Annotated in this window: 19 protein-coding genes; 8 read left to right on the top strand and 11 right to left on the bottom strand. The window is 68.2% G+C overall.

The window, feature by feature from the left end; genetic code table 11:
• The first annotated feature begins 13 nt into the window (after window positions 1-13).
• Both ENSA7_RS25155 and ENSA7_RS25150 read left to right on the top strand, forming a co-directional pair.
• Entirely contained in the window at window positions 14-1,480 is a 1,467-nt protein-coding gene (locus ENSA7_RS25155) for a hypothetical protein (protein ID WP_106091890.1), read from the top strand.
• An 84-nt stretch (window positions 1,481-1,564) separates the two neighbouring features.
• Window positions 1,565-2,434: an MBL fold metallo-hydrolase gene (locus ENSA7_RS25150; RefSeq protein ID WP_146158106.1), complete on the top strand. Its 870-nt coding sequence runs from the start codon at window positions 1,565-1,567 to the stop codon at window positions 2,432-2,434.
• On the opposite strand, the gene moaB is transcribed toward ENSA7_RS25150, so the two are convergent.
• Window positions 2,431-2,934 (bottom strand): molybdenum cofactor biosynthesis protein B, encoded by a 504-nt coding sequence (moaB, locus tag ENSA7_RS25145; RefSeq protein WP_106091888.1) that lies wholly within the window; start codon window positions 2,932-2,934, stop codon window positions 2,431-2,433. The two genes, ENSA7_RS25150 and moaB, sit on opposite strands and share 4 nt — an antisense overlap.
• 162 nt (window positions 2,935-3,096) lie before the next feature.
• Between moaB and ENSA7_RS44135 the strand changes: the two genes are divergently transcribed.
• Window positions 3,097-4,305 (top strand): hypothetical protein, encoded by a 1,209-nt coding sequence (locus ENSA7_RS44135; protein ID WP_181234086.1) that lies wholly within the window; start codon window positions 3,097-3,099, stop codon window positions 4,303-4,305.
• A 7-nt stretch (window positions 4,306-4,312) separates the two neighbouring features.
• Here ENSA7_RS44135 and ENSA7_RS25130 read toward each other — a convergent pair whose 3' ends face one another.
• Window positions 4,313-4,915, bottom strand: coding sequence for a hypothetical protein (locus ENSA7_RS25130; RefSeq protein ID WP_146158105.1), 603 nt, complete (start codon window positions 4,913-4,915; stop codon window positions 4,313-4,315).
• 119 nt (window positions 4,916-5,034) lie between these two features.
• Window positions 5,035-5,811: a hypothetical protein gene (locus ENSA7_RS25125; protein ID WP_106091884.1), complete on the bottom strand. Its 777-nt coding sequence runs from the start codon at window positions 5,809-5,811 to the stop codon at window positions 5,035-5,037.
• A gap of 73 nt (window positions 5,812-5,884) precedes the next feature.
• On the opposite strand from ENSA7_RS25125, the gene ENSA7_RS25120 reads away from it, so the two are divergent.
• The gene (locus ENSA7_RS25120; protein WP_106091883.1) at window positions 5,885-7,027 is read left to right on the top strand and encodes an LbetaH domain-containing protein; all 1,143 of its coding nucleotides are present in this window, start codon (window positions 5,885-5,887) and stop codon (window positions 7,025-7,027) included.
• A gap of 10 nt (window positions 7,028-7,037) precedes the next feature.
• Here ENSA7_RS25120 and lysS read toward each other — a convergent pair whose 3' ends face one another.
• Window positions 7,038-8,657 (bottom strand): lysine--tRNA ligase, encoded by a 1,620-nt coding sequence (gene lysS, locus ENSA7_RS25115; protein ID WP_181234085.1) that lies wholly within the window; start codon window positions 8,655-8,657, stop codon window positions 7,038-7,040.
• A gap of 67 nt (window positions 8,658-8,724) precedes the next feature.
• On the opposite strand from lysS, the gene ENSA7_RS25110 reads away from it, so the two are divergent.
• A complete protein-coding gene (locus ENSA7_RS25110; protein ID WP_106091881.1) occupies window positions 8,725-9,930 on the top strand; it encodes a class I SAM-dependent rRNA methyltransferase in 1,206 nt (401 codons plus the stop codon).
• Between the two features lie 39 nt (window positions 9,931-9,969).
• On the opposite strand, the gene ENSA7_RS25105 is transcribed toward ENSA7_RS25110, so the two are convergent.
• A complete protein-coding gene (locus ENSA7_RS25105) occupies window positions 9,970-10,359 on the bottom strand; it encodes a DUF952 domain-containing protein (RefSeq protein ID WP_181234084.1) in 390 nt (129 codons plus the stop codon).
• A gap of 128 nt (window positions 10,360-10,487) precedes the next feature.
• Between ENSA7_RS25105 and ENSA7_RS25100 the strand changes: the two genes are divergently transcribed.
• Window positions 10,488-11,657, top strand: a complete 1,170-nt coding sequence (locus tag ENSA7_RS25100) for a hypothetical protein (protein WP_106091879.1) — start codon at window positions 10,488-10,490, stop codon at window positions 11,655-11,657.
• Between the two features lie 9 nt (window positions 11,658-11,666).
• On the opposite strand, the gene ENSA7_RS25095 is transcribed toward ENSA7_RS25100, so the two are convergent.
• From ENSA7_RS25095 to ENSA7_RS25070, 6 genes are all read right to left on the bottom strand, one after another.
• A complete protein-coding gene (locus ENSA7_RS25095) occupies window positions 11,667-12,539 on the bottom strand; it encodes a response regulator (RefSeq protein WP_181234083.1) in 873 nt (290 codons plus the stop codon).
• A gap of 1,057 nt (window positions 12,540-13,596) precedes the next feature.
• Window positions 13,597-13,920, bottom strand: a complete 324-nt coding sequence (locus ENSA7_RS25090) for an Hsp20/alpha crystallin family protein (protein ID WP_181234082.1) — start codon at window positions 13,918-13,920, stop codon at window positions 13,597-13,599.
• A gap of 28 nt (window positions 13,921-13,948) precedes the next feature.
• The gene (locus ENSA7_RS25085) at window positions 13,949-14,374 is read right to left on the bottom strand and encodes an Hsp20/alpha crystallin family protein (RefSeq protein ID WP_106091876.1); all 426 of its coding nucleotides are present in this window, start codon (window positions 14,372-14,374) and stop codon (window positions 13,949-13,951) included.
• A 237-nt stretch (window positions 14,375-14,611) separates the two neighbouring features.
• A complete protein-coding gene (locus ENSA7_RS25080; protein WP_106091875.1) occupies window positions 14,612-15,598 on the bottom strand; it encodes a nucleotidyltransferase family protein in 987 nt (328 codons plus the stop codon).
• 337 nt (window positions 15,599-15,935) lie between these two features.
• Window positions 15,936-16,283, bottom strand: a complete 348-nt coding sequence (locus ENSA7_RS44130) for a hypothetical protein (protein ID WP_181234081.1) — start codon at window positions 16,281-16,283, stop codon at window positions 15,936-15,938.
• A 703-nt stretch (window positions 16,284-16,986) separates the two neighbouring features.
• On the bottom strand, window positions 16,987-18,942 hold the full coding sequence (locus ENSA7_RS25070) for a hypothetical protein (RefSeq protein ID WP_106091873.1): 1,956 nt from the start codon (window positions 18,940-18,942) through the stop codon (window positions 16,987-16,989).
• Window positions 18,943-19,073: 131 nt separating this feature from the next.
• Here ENSA7_RS25070 and ENSA7_RS25065 point away from each other — a divergent pair, with 131 nt between their 5' ends.
• Both ENSA7_RS25065 and ENSA7_RS25060 read left to right on the top strand, forming a co-directional pair.
• On the top strand, window positions 19,074-20,393 hold the full coding sequence (locus ENSA7_RS25065; protein WP_106091872.1) for a UDP-glucose dehydrogenase family protein: 1,320 nt from the start codon (window positions 19,074-19,076) through the stop codon (window positions 20,391-20,393).
• A gap of 55 nt (window positions 20,394-20,448) precedes the next feature.
• Window positions 20,449-20,772, top strand: coding sequence for a hypothetical protein (locus tag ENSA7_RS25060; protein WP_106091871.1), 324 nt, complete (start codon window positions 20,449-20,451; stop codon window positions 20,770-20,772).
• Window positions 20,773-21,133 lie beyond the last annotated feature (361 nt).

Below are 21,133 nucleotides of genomic sequence, written 5' to 3'. Positions count from 1 at the left end.
TAGCGAGGTGCCCGTGAGCGACGAACAGGATCCGGACCGCGAGGACGACATGTCCCCGACCGCCACCAACCCATCCGAGGGGGAGGAGGCGGACGGGGCCGGAGCTGAGCATCGACCTGATACCGAGGACGACGAGGACGATGACCTCGAGGCGCTCGACGGTGACGGGTTTGATCGGGTGGTCGCGCAGGCGCGCGCGCAGGCGGCGGAGCCAGCAGACGAAGGTGAATACGACCCCGAGCTCGACGGGGAGCTCGACCCCAATCGCGGCGAGCGCCCCTACACCGTCGAAGAGGCGGGGATCCGCAGCAAGGTCGGATGGGGTCGCTCGCCGATCGTCTCGGCAGCGGTCGTCGTCGTCGGGTTGTTCTTGCTGGCCGCGACGTGGAGCGACTTTCGATATTTCCTGCGCAGCCTCCAGTCCGAGCCGCGCGACCTGGGCCTCGTCAGCGACATCTACGTGGACGGCGAGTTCGTCGAGCGCTACGACAACACCTGGGTCGTCCTCGAGGGTGATCCAGACGTTCAGCACGCGGCGCGCATGCAGGGCCGTGAAGGTTGGATTGGCTTCATGCGGCTGATCGAGGCCGACGCGAGCCTGTTCGTGGCGATCCCCCGGGCCACGCAGAACGTCGACAACGAGTTTCCTGGCCGCTTCGAAGGCCGAATGCGCCGCATCGACGAGGTCCCGCAGTGGGAGAAGCTGCAGACCTTCTTCAACGCCGAAGAGCTGATCGACATCGTCGATCTCGAGCCCGCGGCGGTGGTCGCCGCGGTCGCTGGGGGCACCAACAAGGCCGCGCTCGCGGGCGGTGGCGAGGTCGAGCTGGGCGCCAACGATCGGCTCCGCGTCGTGGTCGCGCAGTCGGCCGCCATGGTTCAGCTTGGCCGCACGACCTGGCCCACGCGCGAGGCCGCGGATCAGATCATCGGCGTGCTGGGCAAGCCGTGGGCGTTCGTCGAGAAGCGCGACACCGTGTGGGTGTATGCAGTCGAGCTCGGTTCCAGCGGGGGCGCCAACGCCAACGTCGAACTCTACCAACAGCTGACCCGAGCGCTGAACAACGGCGAGGATCTCGCCAGCGCTGATCCAAAGGTCGGTGGTCTGGTGCTCCCGCGTCGCGCGACCTATCTGCTCGACTTCAAAGATCTGACGGCGTCCGGTGCTGAGCTGTCGTTCACTTATGGCGACAACACGGCTGGAACCGGCTGGCAGGTCGACCCCAGCACCCAGCAACTGGAGCCCGTGGCGCTTCGCGACGGGCGCCTGACGGTCCCGACGGCCGACATCGTGGCGGTGCGGACCGAGCGGCCGCTGGCTGCGGACCCCGACGGCTACCTGCTCATGGTGGATCAGCACCCTCGGGATGTCTGGCCGTCAGCGGTGATGTTTGGGGCCGTTTTCGGGGTGGTGCTGCTCAACGGCTGGGCGCTGGCGGCTGCCCTGCGCCGACGGCGTGACCAACTGGCGGACGCGTAGTCGCCCCGGCCGCAGCGCACGGACGCGGCCATAAAAACTGGTTCTGCTTTAGATCGGCGCCGGACGCTGTACACTGCCACGGCCGTGGTCGACGGCTTACCCATGACGCTGCGCTTCCTCGGATCCGGGGGGGCCTTCTCGCGCCGCTACGGGACCACCTGTTCAATGGTGAGCTTCCCCAACGGCGAGCGGTGGTTGATCGACTGTGGCCGCCAGGCGCCGGATCAACTGTGGGACGCGGGGATCAACTGGCACCAGATCGACGGCCAGATCGTCACCCACGTCCACGGTGATCACATCTTTGGGCTCGAGGACTTCGCGTTCCAGCGCTACTACCAGGCTTGCGGCGGCGCGCGGGCGATCATGACCGGCGGTCGGCGGCCCAAGCTACTGGCGCACCGCGCGGTGAGAGACGAGGTGTGGGAGTCGCTCGCGGCTTCCCTTCGCTACCTCAAGGTTGGCGACAATCCCCGGGCGGGCACGCTGGACTCCTACTTCGAGATCGTCGAGCCCAACGGCTGGGAGGAGCCCGGCGCCAACGCCTGGCGCCACAGCGAGCGATTCGACTGCAACGGGCATCAGATCGTCGCGCGCGAGAGCGAACACGTGCCGGGCAAGCCGTCGTGCTCGCTCGAGATCGAGGTTGGCCACGGGGATCGGATCGCGTGGTGGAGCGGTGACTGCACCGTCGACGCGGACTTCTTGGTCTCGATTGAGGCCCGGACCAGCGTGTACTTTCACGACTCGACGTTCACGGACTACCCCGGGCAGGTTCACGGGGCGTTCTCGCTGCTCGAGAAGCTGCCGGAGTCGGTCCGACGCAAGATGGTCCTGATGCATCACGAGGACGACATCGAGGTGCATCGCGCGTTGGTGGAGGGGCTCGGATTTCGGATCGGGCTGCCCGGGCACGTCTACGACTTGGTCTCGGGCAAGCGCGTGAGCCCCGTTTAGAACAACAGCTCGGGAAAGTTGCAGGGGCGGTGGCGGCTGTCGAGCTGCTGGGCGAGGATGTGATCCCAGGCGGTTCGACACGCGCCCGGTGAGCCGGGGAGCGCGAACACCAGGGTCTGGTCGCACAGCGCAGCCTCGGCGCGGCTCTGGATCGTCGAGGTCCCGATCTCCGCGTAGGACAGCCAGCGAAACAGCTCGCCAAACCCGGGGATCGGCTTGGTCACGAGCGGGGCGAGGGCCTCCGGGGTGACGTCGCGCGCGGTCAGGCCCGAGCCGCCAGTGGCGAGCACGACCTGGACCTCGGGGTCGGTGATCCACGCGGACAGCTGGGCGCGGATCAGCAGGACTTCGTCGCGGATGATCTCGCGGGCGACCAGCGAGTGGCCGGCAGCCTCGAGTCGCTCGATGAGGATCGCGCCGCTGCGATCGTCGTCGATCGTGCGAGTGTCGGACACGGTCATGACCGCGATGCGGACCGGGATGAATTCGCGCTCGCTCACCGCTGGACCATATCTCGCCAGCACGAGGCTGCCGGTTCAAATCGACTGAGGCGCGGCTGGCCCGGTCTGCCTCCAGGTCGCGATTGGGCCGCAAGATCGTTCAATTGGCCGCTACGTGGCGCGAGAGCTGCGCGCAGCGACGAACGCACGAGCGGGGGCCCGGTGAGTTTTGCGCTGCGCGCGACGGCGTGGCATGGCTGGGGGATGCTCGTCGCTGCGGTCGCGCTCTGGAGTCTGTCGGTGTTCGGTCCCCCGGTGCTCCCCCCAGACATCGGCGACCTGCCACCCACGCAGGATGTGGAGCCGCCGAGCGAGGACGCGGCGCCGCCGAGCGAGGACGCGGCGCCGCCGGCCGAGGACGTCTCACCGCCGAGCGAGGACGTAAACACCGCTGAGGCCGACGACGCTGGCGCGCCCGAGCAACCACTCGAGGACGAGCCGATCGAGGTCGAGCCCGATGACGAACCCGCCGCGCCTGAGGATCCGGCGCCAACCACGGACGCGGTCGAGGTCGCACCGAGCGACGCGGGCGCTGGCCCGGCGGTGCAGGAGCCCGCCGTGCAAACGCCTGTTGCTCCGGCCGCCGTCGCGCCAGCACCAACGCCACCGACGTCGAGCGTCGAGGGCCCCGCGCCCGCTGCCGAGCCCGACAGCGCGGCCGTCGAGCCGGAGCCCGAGGCCGACCCGCCCGAGGAACAGTCCTTCAGGCCGCTCGGCGGCGTTCGCTTGATCCGCCTCGGCCTCGCCGCCCGGGTTGGCTACACCCACGGAACCAGCGCCAAGAACGGGCTGTTCGATCGGGACAAGTCGATTCAGGACTCGGTCAACAACATGATGGTCACCACCTCCGGGGCGGGGGATCTCGGCAAGACCCGCTTTGGCGGGTTCGACTACGGGTTCATCCTCGACGCCGAGGTCGTGGGCATCAACGTGTGGCTCGACTTCCACAAGTTCTTCAACCCCGGCGGGATGTGGAGCTTGCTGCTTGGCTACGATCACGAGTTTGGGTTTGGCAAGCGACTGCGCCTCGACGTTGGCGTCGCGGGCGGGCTCAACCATGTGTTTCTGGGCTCGGTGCTCGAGGACCTCTACTACGACAAGGAAAACCCCGAGGCGGTCAACATCGGCACGCTCGGGGTCGAGGGCCGGGGCATGGTCGACCTCCACATCAAGCTGGTCGGGCCGCTGTACACGGGGCCGTATGCGCTGATCGGCTACCACTACCTGTGGTCGGCCAACGTCGAAGAGGTGACGGCCGAGAAGGGCCTGCACTACAGCGCCGGGTGGTCGCTGCGCCTGGACTTTGCCGCGCCCAAGCTGCTCGGCGGGCGCAAGAAAAAGCCTGCGGCCAGTACTGCACCAACTGAGTGAGAGCCTGCTAGGGGTTACACAGCTCGTCCGGGACGGCCATCGTCACCGTGCGGTCCCAGGTCAGCGTGTAGCCGTCGACGACGTCGAGCTCGGCGTGCAGCTCACCGGTCAGACCGTGGATGTCGCACGGGTTGGTCAGCTCATCGGGCACGAACAACGTGATGTACACAAACTCGTAGGTGCCATCGCTGAGCACCGTGAACGGGACCGGGTAGTTCGACAGCCGCTTGAAGTGCCCGCCAAAGTCGAGATCGAAGCCATCGATGTCGAGATACATGTCGAATTTGGGCGTGCGGGGGTCCGTGTAGTCGCTGGGATCCGGGGCCAGCGTGAACCCGGCGCCCCGCAGCGGCATGGGGAACATCAAGAGCCCCTGGCCGCCGAGCACCATCAGCAATTCGTCGCCATCTTCGACGGGGTTCCAGCCCGCTTCGCCCTGGCCCATGGCGATCCAGCTGCCCGGCGGGTTGTTGCCGGAGTCGTTGCTGGTGTCCGCGCTGTCGTCGTTGCCACCGTCGAAGATCGGGCGCGAGGGATCGCAGGCCGCGAGGGTGGCGAGAGCCAACAGCGACGCGCAGGCGCCACTGGCGAGACGGACGTGGCAAGTCATGTCTTGAATGTGGTCAAATTGCAGGGCCGAGGCAAGCGCGGCGAACAATTCGATCACACGCGTGATCGGAACACCGCGCTGGTGAGACTACCAGACTGGCGAACGACTCGCGTCTACCTTCAGCGCTCGTAGGGCGAGCGCGCAGCCGGCAGGGCCTTTTGTCGATCGTCGGCCTCGCCGCTGCCGTCGGCCTCGCCGCTGCCGTCGGCCTCGCCGCTGCCGTCGGCCTCGCCGCTGCCGTCGGCCTCGCCGCTGCCAATGTACTCGCCGATCGCGACCGGCGAGCCGTGGTCAGCCTCGATCATGGCGTTGGCCGTGACCGCGCGGGCGTCTCGGATCGCGCGCTGTCGGAGCGCGACCATGCTGGTGCTGCCCAGCGCGGTCAGACCGATCGCGCCCGCGATCAGGCCCCAGCCGATCAGCCCCGGGATGATCAGCCCCGAGATCGCAAACAGTCCGACCGTCGCGCCGAGGCCCATGCTGGTGAGCACTCGGCGGCTCCGCAGCGGGGTCGGATCGATGTCGACGCGGACCATCGAACCCTGGCCGCCGTCGCTCTCGGCCTGGACCCGATAGATGATCCCCGCGACCTCGTCGTAGATGTCGGCTTCGGTCGAGCCCATCATGTGCCCGGTGCTGCCGATCTCGCGCTCGATCTGGCGCTTGAGGCTGCGGACGGCTTGCTCGGGCGGGTAGGGCAGGCGGGTCTCGGCGTTGGCGACGCTGACCCCACGCGGCGAGGGAGGAACCATGCCCGCGCCCTGCATGCCCGTGGCACCGCGCCGCGCGATGGCTCCACTGCCCGCTTGCTCTGCCAGCGCTGCGCGCAGCTCTGCGGGAGATATCCCGGCCTCGGCCGCCGCCTCTTCGATCTCGGTGTCGGACAGCTGGCTCATGCTCGGACGGACCCGCGTTAGAGTACGGCGGCTGCACGGCGGCTCCAAGCCGGGCGTGATATAGCGGTGAGCTGTGAGCGAGGCACTGTCCGACACTGTCGCCGATCTCGAGGCCCGGCTAGCGACCCTGCGCGCCCAGGGCGTGACGATCGTCGATCCCCGCCAGACCTTCGTGGGTCCAGAAGTGGCGCTGGACCGGGTCCAACCCGGCGTGGTTTTGCATCCGGGTGCGCGGCTGCACGGGGCGCGTTGCTTCGTCGGCGCAGGCGTCGAGCTTGGCCGCGAAGGGCCCGCGGTGATCGTCGATAGCGCGCTGGCTGAGGGTGCATCGGTTGCGAGTGGATACGTCGAGGGCGCGGCGTTGTTGCGTGGCGCCCAGCTGGGGGCAAACGCCCACGTGCGGCCCGGCACCTTGCTCGAGGAGCAGGCGTCGACCGCCCACTGCGTGGGGCTCAAGCACACGCTGTTGCTCTCGTTCGTCACGCTCGGCAGCGTGATCAATTTTTGTGACTGCCTGATGGCCGGCGGGACCTCGCGCAGCGATCACTCCGAGGTCGGCTCGGGCTTCATCCACTTCAACTTCACGCCGTGGGGGGAGCGCGGAGACAAGGCCACGCCCTCGCTGATCGGCGACGTCGTCCGCGGCGTGTTCCTGCGCGAGCATCGGATCTTCCTGGGCGGGCTCGCGGGGCTGGTCGGGCCGACCCAGGTCGGGTTTGGCTCGGTGGTCGGGGCCGGCCAGATCGTCCGCCGCGACGTCGACGACGGCTCGTTCGTGCTCCGCCAGACCCGCAACGTCGAGCGTCAGCTGCGACCCGGGTGGACCGATCGACTGCAGCCGCGGCAGCGTCAGAACATCGCCTACATCGCCCAGCTGTTCGCGCTGCGCGAGTGGTATCGCAGCGTTCGGCTCGCGCGGCTGGCTGCCGACGACCCGGGCCGGATCCCCGTCGCCGCGGGCGCGGAGATCATCGAGCTGGCGATCGCCGAGCGCCGCAAGCAGGTCGATCGATTCGTGGTCGAGCGAGACGGCCGGGCGCCCGACTTTGACGGGGTCGAGCTGCCGGCTTGTCCCTGGTCGCTGGCGCCGGGCGGGCCCGAGCACGTCGAGTGGGTCCAGGGGCTGAGCGCCGAGCAGGTCGCGGTCGGCCAGGCGTGGCTGGCCGAGATCGTCGCTTGCGTGGTCGCGTGGGCCGAGCGCTCGCCCGGGTCTTGAACTCGGTCGCTCAGGCGTCGGCGAGCGACGCCCGCAGCAGCGGCAGCGCGCGCTCGCTGCCCATGACCGAGATCAAGGTCGTGAGCTTCGGCCCCTTGGGGCGGTCGATCAGCAGCTCGTAGACGACCGGAAAAAAATCTTTGGGGCCGAGCTCGAGCCCTTCGAACATCTGCTTCATGTGCGGGACCAGTTCGGCGTCGCTGGCCTGCGGGTGCTGCTCGAGCGCGGCGACCAGGCGCTGAAGGGCGATCCGCTGCTCGCCCTCGAGATCGAGCATGGCGGGCACGCTGCGGATCCGGTAGCGGAAGTCTGGCGGGGCGAACTCGTCGATCCAGTTCCACACACACTGGGCGCGCTGCTCGAACAGCACACCCTCGCGCTCGCTGACCAGCTCGCCAGTGGACTCGTAGTGGGCCCGCGCGCGGGTGATGTCGCCGTCGTAGATCTGCAGCAGCATCGACAGCGGTCGGAACGGGGGCTGAAACGGCGGCGTGGTGCCAGGGACCACGCGCTCACCCGCGGGGTCGGCCAGGTCGAGGGTCCGCCGCGCGACCTGACGCTTCTTGTCCTTGCGGCCGCCGTCGTCGGGCTCGTGCGCGAGGGCGACGGCGCGATCGTACTCCTCGTAGATCCGCAGCACGTCGAGGTCGAAGCTGATCGCAAACTCGGTGTTGGGCCGATACGAGGCGAACAGCCAGCGCAGCAGCTTGGGCTCGTAGACCCGCAGGCAGTCGCTGACGGTCACGACGTTGCCCGACGAGCTGGAGATCTTGCCGCCCATGCCCTTGATCGAGACAAAGTCGTAGGCGACGTACTGCGGGGCCCAGCCGGCGTAGACCTGCTCGACGATCTGCTTGGCGGTGTCGTAGCTGCCGCCGTCGGAGCTGTGATCCTTGCCGCCTGGCTCGAACATCACGCCCTCGACCGACCAGCGCATCGGCCAGTCGATCCGCCACGGCAGCTTGATGTCGCCGCCCTCGCGCAGGTCCACGGCCTGCTCGCGACCGGTGCTCGCAACCGTGTACGTCACGGTCCAGTCGCCGTCCCAGCGAAACGACAGATCATCGCGGCCGGTCTCCGCGTCGAACCCGGCGAGCGGCAGCCACTCCGCGGGCAGCGGCTCGCGGCGGTACTGATCGAGGATCTTGCGGATGTCGTCCTGGTGCTCGAGCGCCTTGCGGATGCCCGCGGCGTAGGCCCCCGCGCGGTAGCGCTTGGACTGGCGGATGAACTCGCAGTCGATCCCGAGCGGCTCGATGCTGCGCTCGAGCGCGGCGATGTTGTGCGAGGCGTAGCTGTCGTGGTCGCCGTAGGGATCGGGCACGTCGGCGATGCTGCGCCGCAGGTTGTCGCGCAGCATCTCCTGCTGCGGCATGCCCTCGGGGACCTTGCGGAACACGTCGAAGTCGTCCCACGAGTAGATGAAGCGGACGGTCTTGCCCTGCTCGCGCAGCGCCCGAGCGACGAGGTCGACGGTGATGATCTCGCGAAAATTACCGACGTGGACCACGCCCGACGGCGTGATCCCTGCGGCGACCGTGTAGACCTGCGCGTCTGGATGGGCCGCGATCGTCCGTGCGGCCGCGAAATCGGCCCAGTGCGAGAAGTACGGGTCGGGCGGGGCTGCCATGGGGCGCGAAGCATGAGCGATCGGCCCTTGTCTGTCGAGCGTGTGTCGGCCAAGACTGGGCCCGCCCATGTCCGCCTCACGCACCCGTCGCGCGCGACTGACCAAGCCGCTCGAGCGAGCGGTGAGCGGTGGACACCCGTGGATCTTTCGAGACGCGCTGGTCGAGGTCGAGCACGGCGCCCTGGCCGAGCCCGGTGAGGTGGTGACCGTGCTGGATCGCAAGGGGCGGTTTTTGGCCCGGGGTCTGGTCGAGCGCGGGCCGATCGGCGTGCGGGTGTTCACCACCGTCGATCGAGCGCTCGACCGCGAGCTGGTGCGCGAGCGCCTGGATCAGGCGCTGCAGCTGCGGGCGCGCCTGGCACCCCCGAGCACCGACGCCCTGCGGCTGGTTCACGGCGAGGGCGATCGGCTGCCGGGCGTGGTCGTGGATCGCTATGCCGACCACGCGGTGCTGCGCTGTGACGGCGAGGGGATCGAGCGCTGGCGCCCGACGATCGAGGCGCTGTTGTCCGAGCGTCTGCCCGGGCTGGGCGTGCACACCTTGCTGCGCCGCAGCGGTCGCGGCGAGCACAAGCGCGTGTCGCCGGTCGTCGGCGTGCTGCCCGAGGCACCGCTCGAGATCCGCGAGCACGGCATGCGCCTGCTCGTGGATCTAGTCCACGGGCAGAAGACCGGGATGTTCCTGGATCACCGGCCCAACCGCCTGCGCGTGCGCGAGCTGGTCACCAGCCTGGTCGCGGCCGGGCTCGCGCCGCGGGTCGCCAATCTCTATGGGTACACGGGCGGGTTCTCGCTCGCGGCTGGACTCGGTGGCGCGGCCAAGGTCGTGACGGTCGACGTCGCCGCGCCAGCGCTGGCGCTGGCCGAGCAGGCGTGGGCGCGCAACCAACTTCAGCTGGGCAGCCATCACGGCGCGGCCGTCGAGGTCGAGCGGTGGCTGGCCGAGCAGCGCCGCGACTTCGATCTGATCGTCGCGGATCCACCCAGCTTCGCGCCCAGCCGGGCGACCCGAGATCGCGGGCTGGCTGCCTACCGAGCGCTGCACACCGCGGCGCTGCCTCGGGTCGCCGACGGCGGGCTGTACCTCGCGGCCTCGTGCTCGAGCCAGGTCGATCGCGCCAGCTTCGAAGACACCCTGCGCGCGGCCGCTCGCGCGGCGCGGGTCGACCTCGCGGTGATCGAGCGGGGCAGCGCGGGCTTCGATCACCCGGTCCCGCTCGGGTTCCCCGAGGGCGAGTATCTGGTCGCCACGCTGTGTCGCGTCTCGCGGTGATCCTGGACCCGCCCCGTCGCGATCACCGACCGCTGTGGCTCAGGCCGGATCGCCAGCGCTGGCGATCGCCTGGACCAGCGCCGCTGGCAGTCGGTGCTGGCCGGTCTCGTCGAGCGAAAGCGGCGCGGCCTCGAAGATCGCGTCGAGCCCGATCTGCCCGTAGAAGTGGGGGAACAGCTCGCGGCCCGATCCCACGCTGACCGGCTCGTAGCGGAGCTGGTCCTCGCCCAGACGATCCCCGCAGATGCTCAGCAGCACCAGATCCTCGCGTCCGGCGAAGTGGCGCCGGAGCGTGTCGGGCACCTGCGCCGCCGTCGACAAGTGTACGTAGCCGTCGCGCTGATCGAGGCGACTGAGCGGCAGCCGCCCCTCGGCCGTGGTTTGAATCCAGTCCGAAGCCGCACAGATGCGATAGACGCAGTCAGGCACGTCGAGAAGGTGGCAGCTTCGGCTGCCCGACGCGAGTGGATCGGCGGAAAACCGCGTCCCGATGGGTCGTTCGTGCCTGAGCGCGCGCAACCGGTGCGGCTCTGCGGGCCAGCGCGTAGACTGCGGCGGTGGACCAGTTGATCGCCTGCCTCGCCGTCGTCGGCTTCGTCGTCGTCCTGTTCTTCTTTGGCGACCGGCTGCTGGCGGGTGACCGCAAGCGCGAGCTCGGGGGCTGGCTGATCGACGAGCTGCCGGCCGAGGTCCGGGTCGACGCGCTGCCCAAGGCCTTCATCGAGTGGTTCGATCAGCTGTTTCGGACCCGCTCGGTCCGCGTGTTCGGGGCCTCGCTGCAGCTGCCGAGCTTCTGGCGCTCAGCCCTGGCTTCGTTCTTGGCCCTGTGCGCGGCGTCGGTCGTGTGGGTCGCGAACAAGGGGGGATTCTCGCAGCCGCCCACGTCGTCCACCAACCTCAGCCTGCTGCTGCTGCTCTACGGCGGCGCGACGGTGGTGACCAACATCATCCCGGACTACCTGTCGCTGGTCGAGAGTCGGTTCGTGCTCGGCAAGATGAGTCAGACCCGCTCGCTGGTGGGCAAGCTGGCCTGGCTCGCGGTCGACGTGGTCGCGACCGCGGCGATCGTGTTCTGCTTCTTGTGGGGCTCGGCCTACCTGCTGTTGCCACTGGTCCCCGAGGACTCGCTCTACGCGGTCGGCTGCCTCACCCGCGAGAGCTTCGACCTCGATCGCATGGTCGACATCGCGATCGCCGGCCTGACCTTCTCGACCCCGCCTGGGACCATCAACTACGACGTCTCGGGCATCTACATCTTCTCCAGCTTCTTCACCTCGTTCTGGGTGTGGCTGTATCTGGGCTCGAGCTTGTTGGTGCGCCTCGCTCAGCTGATCCCGGGACTGCGCGGGTTCCTGCGCCGGGCCTGCCGGGTTCAGGACTACCCGCTGCGGGTCCTGGCGGTGGTCTCGGGCATCGTCGCGTTTGGACTGTTCTTGCTGCCCTCGGTCGTGAACCCGATGCTGCCCGAGTCCCGTCGGGGGACCAACGGCATGGACGGGAACATCGGTCAGATCGAGCTGTGCATGGACATGCGAGCGAGCCGGCTCGGCATGCGCGACACCGGATACTGGGCTGGGTACGGCGGCTACGCGTCCGAGCCCCCGCGGGCGAACTTCGCCGAGCTCGCGAGCTGGTCGGCGGAGCTGCAGCGCTGGACCGAGTATCGGCGCGCCGAGCTGCAAGCCGAGCAAGAGATGCGACGCTGGCTCGAGCACGATCAACACTGACAGGCAGGCTCAGCGGGCGGCAGCGGCGGCTGGCAGCGAGCGCTGGAACAGCTGGGCCAGGTCGTCTTGCAAGGTAGGGTCGATGCTGATGTCCGATGGCCGCACGCGCAGGCGTACGCCGCCGCCGCCGTCGCGCTCGCACACCTGCGGCCAGAATCCCGGGAGCTGGCGCTCGAGCGACTTGCGGACCCGGCCCAGCGCCTGGCGGTGGCCGCTGCCGAGCCCGGGGATCTCGCGTGGCGAGAGGAACTCGCCCGGGCGTCGCTGGGCGTGGGCGCACAGGTGCGCGAACAGGTGAAACTGCTGGCGGGCGAGCGCGAGTCGGTGGCTGTCGATCTCGAGCTCACAGCGGCGTCGGTGCTCGTTGCCGATCAAGTGGATCTCGGTTCCATGGCTGGGATCCGGCACCAGCGTCAGCGATGAGCGGTTCATTGACGCGGCTGGCGCGATCGAGCGCAGCCGGGGGTGATCCGAGAGCAGCCGACGGACCCGCGGCGCCGGCCACTCGGACTCGACCGCGTAGGGCTTCTTGAGGAAGTCGTCGGCGCCCGCGTGGAAGGCCCGCCGACACAGGTCGTGATCGGCCCCCAGCGCGGTCGTGGCGATCAACCCAGGCCGGCGCGCGGGCGGGAGCGTGGACGCGTGGTGGATCAGGTTGAGCCCCCGCTCGATCCGCGGCGAGCGGCCGCGGGCCCACGGAATCTCGAGATCCACGAGGGCATAGTCGTACAGCGTGTCCTCCAGGCGCAGCTCGGCTTCGTGCTGCGACGACGCCAGCTCGACCCGGTGGCCGAGCGCCTCGAGAGCCTCGGCGGTCAGCTCGCGCTGCTGTTGATCGTGGTCGACGACCAGGGCGACAGGGCGGTGACGTGTTGCGGTCATGCGCGGGGCTCGGCTTGCGGTGGGGATCGTCCGCAGGGTGTGTCTGCCATTGCCCCGCGCCCTCGTCATCCTGTTCGCGCGATTGGCTCAACCCACGATGGGCGGCCACGCGGACCGCTGACACGCGCAGATCCTCGGGTCGAACATCGCTCACGAGCCGTGCAAGCCAGCGCAGGCCGAGCAGCTGCTCGATCTGCAAGTGCACACAATCGCTCGCGCTGTGATGCAAACGAGCGATCATTCACCAGTCTCGAGTCGGGCGTCGTCGCGGCCCGCGGCGGGGCGAGGGCGCTGGAGCTCGAGCAAGCTCGCAGGTCAGAGGGTCCCGCGGCAGGGCACACCCGACCCCGACCGCGGTATCAGGCACATATTCGCGCAGCCGCGCAGCGATGAGTGAGAGCCGGCCCGCGCTACAGCTTCGGCCTCGCACCTAGCCAGGAGCGCCCCCAGACGCACCTGACGACGCGACGCCAAACTGGTCGGCGCTCGAGCGAGCCCTGAGCTACGCAGCGCCGCACTTGATCGGCAGCGCTGGAGCCCAATCGCGCGCCTTCAGCGTCGGTGCGCGAGCCGGAGCGCTTGCGCTGCGCGGTACAAGATAGCGAGTTCGCGCTGCCATTGATGCGACAGGTCGCGGTCCATCCCCAGCCCAAAGTGGCACCGGCCAGATGGGCCGCTCCACGGCAAGTTGGTTTGCCGACGCGCCGCAGGCAGGGCTGCCGTCCGCGCTTCTCTTCATGGCGCGAAATATTCGGTGTGGGCTGCTCGCAGTCACGATGCTCTAATTTACTCGCGGGTCGATCGTGCGTCCATGAGGACTCTGGCGTCGCCGTGCCGGGAGTAGCACGCAAAGGGTAGTTCGCCCGGCGCAAGGGGGCGCGGGTCTGGTGCTGTCGTCTTCTGAAGCCGCGAGCCTGCCACGCGTTCAACAGCCTGACATTCGTCTTCGCGGTCCGAAGGCCGACCGCGGTATCAGGCACATATTCGCGCAACGACGAGGGCCCCGATCGTGATGGGCACGACCGGGGCGTTGTCCGATGGTTTCCGCTCCTTCCTGTCAGCCTTGAATGGCGATCTTCCGCGCCTGCGCCTCGGCGCGCTTGGGCAGGTGAATCTCGAGCTCACCGAGCTCGAGCCGGGCCTCGACCGCGTCGAGGTCGACGTCGTCACCGAGCGCGAAGTTGCGTCGGTACTCGAGGGTCTCGCTCTCGGCGTGAATCTCGAGCTGGCCGCCGTTGACGGTGATGTCGAGGGCATCTCGATTCACGCCGGGTAGATCGGCGAGCAGCAGAAATTCACGCTCGTTCTCGAGGACGTCGACCAGCGGGTGGACGACGGTCTTGGTGGACGGGGTGGTGGTCTCGGTGGTCTGCGTGGACATGGTCATCGCTCCTGATGTGGTTGGGGCCTCACGCGGCCTGGACGGCGATCTGCCGGGGCTGCACGCTGGCGTGCTTGGGCAAGGTGACGGTGAGCACGCCGTCGCGCAGCTGGGCCGTCACGTTCTCGGCGTCGACCCGCTTGGGCAGATTGACGCGTCGCTCGAATTCGTAGCTGTTGCGCTCCCGACGGAGCGGCGTGTAGCCCTCGGGGTATTGGGTCTCGCGCTTGGCTCCGAGCTCAATCCAGTCCTCGCCAACCGAGAGCTCGAGCTGTTCGGGTTTGAGACCCGGGAGCTCGGCGCGCAAGGTGAAGGCCTGCTCGCTGTCGTCGAGGCTGACACGCGCCGGCTTGCGCACGAAGTGGGTCGCGCGGCGCCCAGGCGGCATGATCGCGTCAAACAGCATGTCCATGGTCCTGAAGTGATCGGTGGGGTTGAAACGATGAATGAGCATGGTCGACTCCTGTGATGGGTGCGTAGGTGTCCGGTGTCGGCGTCCGAGCCCTCGCGCAGAGGGCCTCGGTGCCGAGGTGAGAGCGGCCTGGTGGCGGCCTGAGTGGGCGTGTGCCCGACTCGGCCGTGAACGTGTGCCCGTCGATCACGACGTCAACCCCTGTCGTGCAACCCAGTTGGGGGGCGCGACGATCGAGCTGGCTCACGCCCGAGCAAAGACCAGCTGGCGCTCGACCAGTCAGATCTGGACGGCGTCGATCAAGTCGTGGTCGAGGCGAGCCCCCGGCCACACCGCAGCCCGCTCTAAGTGGAGACCCGGCGCGACGATCGCCCCGGCGCCGATCTGCACGTGCGGGCCGACCCTGGTGTCGGCACCGATCGTCGCGCCGGGGCCGACAAAAATGCGCGCATCGAGCTCGACGCCGGCTGCGATGGTCGCCGAGGCGTCGACCCCGATCACGGGCCGCTCCGCCCACGGCAGCGCGGCGCGGCCGTCGAGCACGTTGGCGATGCCCTGCAGGTAGCGCGGCTGGGTCGAGTGCTCCCACCAGTAGCCGGCGTGGGTGTGGACGTCGATGCCGCGGGGCTCGTCGAACAGCTGCCGGTACGCGGTGCGGACGATGCACTGCTCGCCGGTCGCCGGCACGCGATCGATGAAGCGCGGCTGGATCACGTGGATCCCGGTGAACATCATGGCCGGACCCGGCTGGGCGTCGGGTCGCTGGCGGCCCAAAAAGGTTGCGAGCGTGCCGGAGCTGGGATCTGCCGCCAAGCTGCCGCCCCACACCCCCTCGGCGTCGGCCCGCAAGACCATGGTTGCCTCGGCTTCGCGGCGGGCGTGAGCGTCGAGCACGGGGGCCAGATCCAGATCCACGAGGATCTTGCCGTTGACGACGATGATCGGGCTGTCGTGCCCGTCGTCGAGCAGCGACTTGGCCTGGCGCAGGCCGCCGCCCGTGCCGAGGATCAACCCGTCTTCATGAGAGTACGCGATCGCGAGCCCGAGCGCCGAGCCGTCACCGAGCTCCGCCTCGATCTGCTCACCGAGGTGATGAAGGTTGATGACCAGCTCGCGCACGCCCTGGGCCCGCAGCCACAGCGCGGCCCAACGGACCAGCGGAGCCCCGCAGATCGGCAACATCGGCTTGGGTCGAGCCTGGGTCAGCTCGCCGAGCCGAGTCCCGAAGCCGGCGGCGAGGATCATCGCGCGGGGTCGGCGTGTCATCGTGGCGGACGGTATCAAGGGACTTGGCGACTGGCCACCAGCCCGAGCATGACGAGGTGGGGGTCGGCGCCCGTTCGGTCCTCACATCGAACACCGATCCATGGCGCCGACCCCCCGGCTGTTTCCACGTACACCTCCCAGACCGTGAGGCAGGATGTGAGCTGGTCTCTGATCAGCCTGGCGCGGCTGATTTGGGACCCGTCCACTCGAACGCTCCGAGGTACAAGAGCGAGACTGCGAAGCAGGCAGCGGTGGCGACGATGGTGTTGAGTGACATGATCATTGTGGACTCCTTGGCTCCTTTTGCGTTGTTGTGGGTTGGTTGGCTGACAAAGAACTATTTGATGGCGCCGACGCTGATCGGGCGGAACTTGGCGAGCCCGAGCGGCAGCTCGCGGGTCCCGTGGACGAGGACCACGGGCTGGTGAAGGTCGATGTGGCTGCGGAGCTGTTGGGTGAGCCCCTTGCTGTCCGAGGCGAACGCCAGCGCACCAGCGAGGCTGCCGAGGATCGCGGTGAGACCGACAAACACAGCGCCCGTGGTCAACGGCGCGAGCAGGGACGTGGGCGAGAGTAGATTGGCGGTCCACAGTCCTGCGGCCAGCGCGAATGCGCTGACGAACCCGACCGCGAGCGCGCCTCCCCAGGCGCCCGCCCGGGACTCGGTCAGGGCCAGGGGGATCACGTGATGGGACAGCCAATCGGGGGAATCGACCGTTCGAATGACGGCCGACGTGCCGAGTCGGGCTTGTAGCCAACGCTGCGCGTGATGGGCGGATGCTGCACTGCTGAAGACTGCGTAGGATGAGTTCACGATGCACCTCTTTGTGACGCACCCTGAGTGCGCGGTTGATCGATGGGGTTGCAGGCGGGCCAGAGGCCTGGCCCGAGCTGATTGTTGTGTTTGAATGCCGGTCAGTGAATGTCGATATCTAAATGCTAGCGGTAGACCTGAACTTGGCAATGATGCGTATGTGGCTGTGCGTATGCGCCGCCGATCGGCCGCCGGAGCCTGGAACAACGTCAAACCAGCGGCCAGCTGGCCGCCAATCGCCGCGGAATGTGCGCAAAGGCACCTCCGTTTCGTGTTGATTGCGTAGTTGTTTCCACAAAGAAAGCCGCAATTCAGTGGTAGAGTACGAGCGGCATCGGGCGAAGTGGCCATTGAATGCCGTAAAGTGTGCATCTGGAATTGCCCTGTATACCTCGTGTGAATGGCGCATAACGCCACAGTGGTGCGCCAACGCTGCACACTGTGGCGATTTGACTCGGACGGTTCGTGCAATTGACGGTGTGTCTAAATGAGGTTTCTAAATTGACGTGCTCCAGCCCCATTGCAATAAAGACAGGTTCGAGTGATCTCCCCGAAGTTGGTCAGCGAGCCAGCGCTACGCCCAGACCAGGCTCTCGAGCATCGCGACCGTCAACAGCAAGGTTGCGATCATGAACACGACGGTCAGCATCCCGCGCGCGAGCATCTGGCGGCGGGCCTGAAGGATCGCGCGCGACTGGTCTTCGTAGGTCTCCTCGTCGAGCGGGCTCGGCCCGCCCGCGACCAGCCCCAGCGCGACGCTGGTCTGGGCCTCGAGCCGTCGCTGGTTGCGCCAAACCAACGTGGACATGACGAGGATGAACAGCCCGCCGCCGCCAAGCAGAAACCAGCGGATCCCCAGCGTCCAGTTGCGCTTGAACGTGGCGAGCGTCTGCTCTTCACGACTGCGGGTGTTGAGCGACTGTGGTGGGCCGTGGACGACAGCCTCGAGGCTGCCGATCAAGAACGCCCGCGCGCGGGTGATCGCGTCGGCGTCGAGGACCCGCGCGTCGAGCTGAGCCTGGACGTGAGTCAGGTACGCGCGCTCACGGCCGATCTCGAATTCTCGGTCGACCCGCGGGAGCGAGAGTTGCTCGCGCTGGCGGTCGATCAACGGCCGAAGCGACGCGCTGCGCTGCGCCCCGCTCGGCGCGAGCTGGATCCGGGCGATCGCCGACGAGTCCTCGGGCCGCAGCATGCTCTGATACGCCTCGAACTGAACGAAGGGCGCGTCGTTGACCGCGCTCGTGAGCTGCTGGGGCACGGTCCAGTCGCGATCTTGGGGCACCTGCAGCGGCGGCGTCATGGTGTCCAGCCACGCGCCCGCGGGGCCGTGGACGTCGACGAACACGGGCTTGCGCGCGCTCAGGGCTTCGACGGCGATCGTGATCGTGTCGCCCGGGTGGGCGAAGTCGGTGGTCGCGGTGATGCGGACGGTGCCAGCATGGCTGACGAAGCGAAGCCGCCGCTTGGGGCCGCTGAGATAGCGCGTGTCGGTGGTTGGTGGGCCATCGCCAGGGAGCAGCTCGCTGGGGAGCTGGGCTGCCGCCGGCCCCTCGCTTGGGTCGACCTCGGCGGACTGGGGGTCGGTGTCGCTCGTGTTCGCCCCGTTGGCCGCAGCCTCAGCGGCGAGCGCCTCGGCCGCCTGGGCGATCTCGGTCTCGCCGGTCAGCCGCACCTCGAAGCGGACCACATCCGAGCTCAGGACACCGTGGAAGCTAGCGAGCCCCAGCGCGTCGACGGGGCCCTCGTAGAGCACGGGCGGATGATCGAGCGCCCCGACGGCGTCGTTGAATTCACCGCTGATCAGCAGGACCTGGATCGTGGCGGGCGTGGGCGGCTTGGGTGCCCACGGCTGGCCGCTGGGATCCGTGACGCGCACGAACAAGCGATTGTCGAAGCCAGCGAGCAGGCGTCCGTCCGGGCGGAGATCGATGCGGACCCCCTCGGGCTGCGGATCGGTGTCGTCGGCCCACTGCAGCATGTTCTCGGACACGACCTGACGACCGGAGCCGACCCCACGCTTGCTGACGATCTCCACGGGAACCCGCTCGTCGAAGCTGTCGGCGTTGGGGACCGAGACGTGCAGGACCAGCTCGCTGGCACCCGGCGCGACCTCGGGCACGCTGATCACGCCCTGCGACAGGCCTGGCCCCACCAGCTCGAGCGCGCCGAGCTCATGAGTGCCACCCGCGGCGTCCTCGAGGCGCGCCGTCACCTCGACCTCACTGGCCAGCGGCGCCAGCTCGGCGTCGACGATCTGGGTGCGGATCGCCAGCTGCTCGCTCGCGACCCAGATCGTCTCGACCTGGATGTTGACCGAGTGGTCGAGCTTGCGGCTCATGCTCCACAGACTCAGCACGATCGCAAGCGCGAGCCCGAGTGGTCCAAGGACCATCAGCGTCCGGTGAAGACGCGGGGCCCGCTCACTCCCGATCACGTAGTCGCCGGAGACCCCAGCCGCGCCCACCCAGGCCGCGGGAGCGTCAATTTGATCCTGGAGGCCAGGCTGATCGTCGTTCTCGGAGTGCATCGCTGGTGGTGGGCTGGCGGACCGACGGCGGGCCGGGAGGTTTCGGCGCGAGGCTCGAGTGACGGGCGTGTCTCGGGAACGGCGCGCTCGCATGGCAGCCGCCCCCACATTTTCGTATCCTCTGCCGCCAAATGAAAGTCAGCGTCATCGGGACTGGGTACGTGGGGCTCGTGGCTGCGGCGGCCTTCGCAGAGCACGGCAACGACGTCGTGTGTGCGGACATCGACGCGGCCAAGATCGCGGGCCTCGAGAACGGGGTGATTCCGATCTACGAGCCGGGGCTCGAGCCGCTGGTCAAGCGCAACGTGGCCGCGGGTCGGCTGCGCTTCACGACCAGCAACCCCGAGGCGGCCAAGCACGCCGAGGTCGTGTTCCTGGCCGTCGGAACGCCGACGGGCGGCAGCGATGGTGCGCCCAAGCTCGACTACCTGTTTCAGGCCGCCCGCGACATCGCGCCGCATCTGAACGGCTACACGGTGATCGTCAACAAGAGCACGGTGCCGGTTGGAACCGCCGAGCGGGTCACGCGGATCATCGCCGAGCAGAACGCCGCCGCCGAGTTCACGGTCGCCTCGAACCCCGAGTTCCTCAAGGAAGGGGTCGCGGTCCAGGACTTCATGCACCCCGACCGGGTGATCATCGGGACCGAGGACGAGCGCGCGCGCGAGCTGCTCAACCGGCTGTACAAGCCGTTCTTTCGGACCAGTGAGCGGCTCTTGTACATGAGCGCGCGCTCGGCCGAGCTCACCAAGTACGCCGCCAACGCGTACCTGGCGGCGCGCATCTCGTTCATCAACGACGTCGCCAACCTGTGCGACGCGGTCGGGGCGGATGTCGAGCAGGTCCGGCGTGGCATGGGCACCGACGCGCGGATCGGCAACAAGTTCTTGTTCCCGGGGCTCGGCTACGGCGGCTCGTGCTTCCCCAAGGACACCCGCGCGCTGATCCGCATCGCCCGTGAGCACGGCATCTCGATGTCGATCGTCGCCGCGGCCGACCGTATCAATGAGGCGCAGAAGCTGGTCTTGGTCCGCAAGGTCCGCGGTCACTTTGGCGGTGACATCAGCGGCAAGAACCTGGCGATCTGGGGGCTCGCGTTCAAGCCCAACACCGACGACATCCGCGAGGCCCCGGCCCTGACGATCGTCCGCTCGCTGGCCAGTGACGGGGCCAAGCTGCGCGTGTGTGACCCCGAGGCCGGGCCCTCCTTCATGGAGGCGCTCGGTGACACCGCCAGCAACTTCGACATCGAGCTGGTCAGCGATCCCTACGCCGCCGCCGCCGCCGCCGACGCGCTGGTTCTGTGTACGGAGTGGCGGCAGTACCGAAGCCCGGACTTTCGCCGGCTGGCCGAGATCATGCGCGGCAAGGCCTTGTTCGATGGCCGCAACCAGTGGGACCGCGACCACGTGGAGTCGCTCGGCTTCACCTACTCCGGCATCGGTCGCTAGCCTTTTATAGGCTACAGGCTTTGACCGGCCGGGGTGGGCGTGCCACCGTTGCGCGATGGCTGACGGCAACCCACTCGGTCGTGTGCTCGCGTTTACGCTCCTCGCGGGCTCGGCCGTGCTGTCGTATCAGGCCTGGTCCAACGCCAAACTGACCGTCGAGACCATGGACCTGGGCAAGGCCCACGCGTGCGACCTGGACTCGAGCTGCATCGTCAAGGACGCGAAGCCACGGGTCGGTCAGGCCGACGTGTTCCGCCACCGGTATGAGTTCGACACGACTCACGGGGTGATGACGGTGACCTGCAAGCGGGAGCTGGTGTTCTTCGGCGAGTGGACGTGCAGCCCCGAAAAAGGCCGCATGATCTCCGACCGGGTGTGATTATGACCCCCACAGGGGGCTTCGCACTTCGCGGTCACTCGCTTCGCTCGATATGACCCCCACAGGGGGCTTCGCACTTCGCGGTCACTCGCTTCGCTCGCTCTCATCGGGCTGGCTGTTTGCGACCGCATGTGTGGCCCCCTGGAAGGGGGCTTGTTGTGTCCCCCACAGGCGACTTGGCACTTCGGGGTCACTCGCTTCGCTCGATATGACCCCCACAGGGGCTTCGCACTTCGCGGTCACTCGCTTCGCTCGCTCCCATCGGGCTGGCCTGCACCGGCAGTTCTAGTTGTCGTCGACCGGCAAAAATAAATGTCGTCGATCACGTAGGGGGCGGCGGCAATTTGTGCACGTGGTGCCT

It is taken from the genome of Enhygromyxa salina, from assembly GCF_002994635.1.
In the GTDB taxonomy this organism is placed as follows: Bacteria; Myxococcota_A; Polyangia; order Nannocystales; family Nannocystaceae; genus Plesiocystis; species Plesiocystis salina_B.
This window is presented reverse-complemented; position numbering and strand designations above follow the sequence as displayed.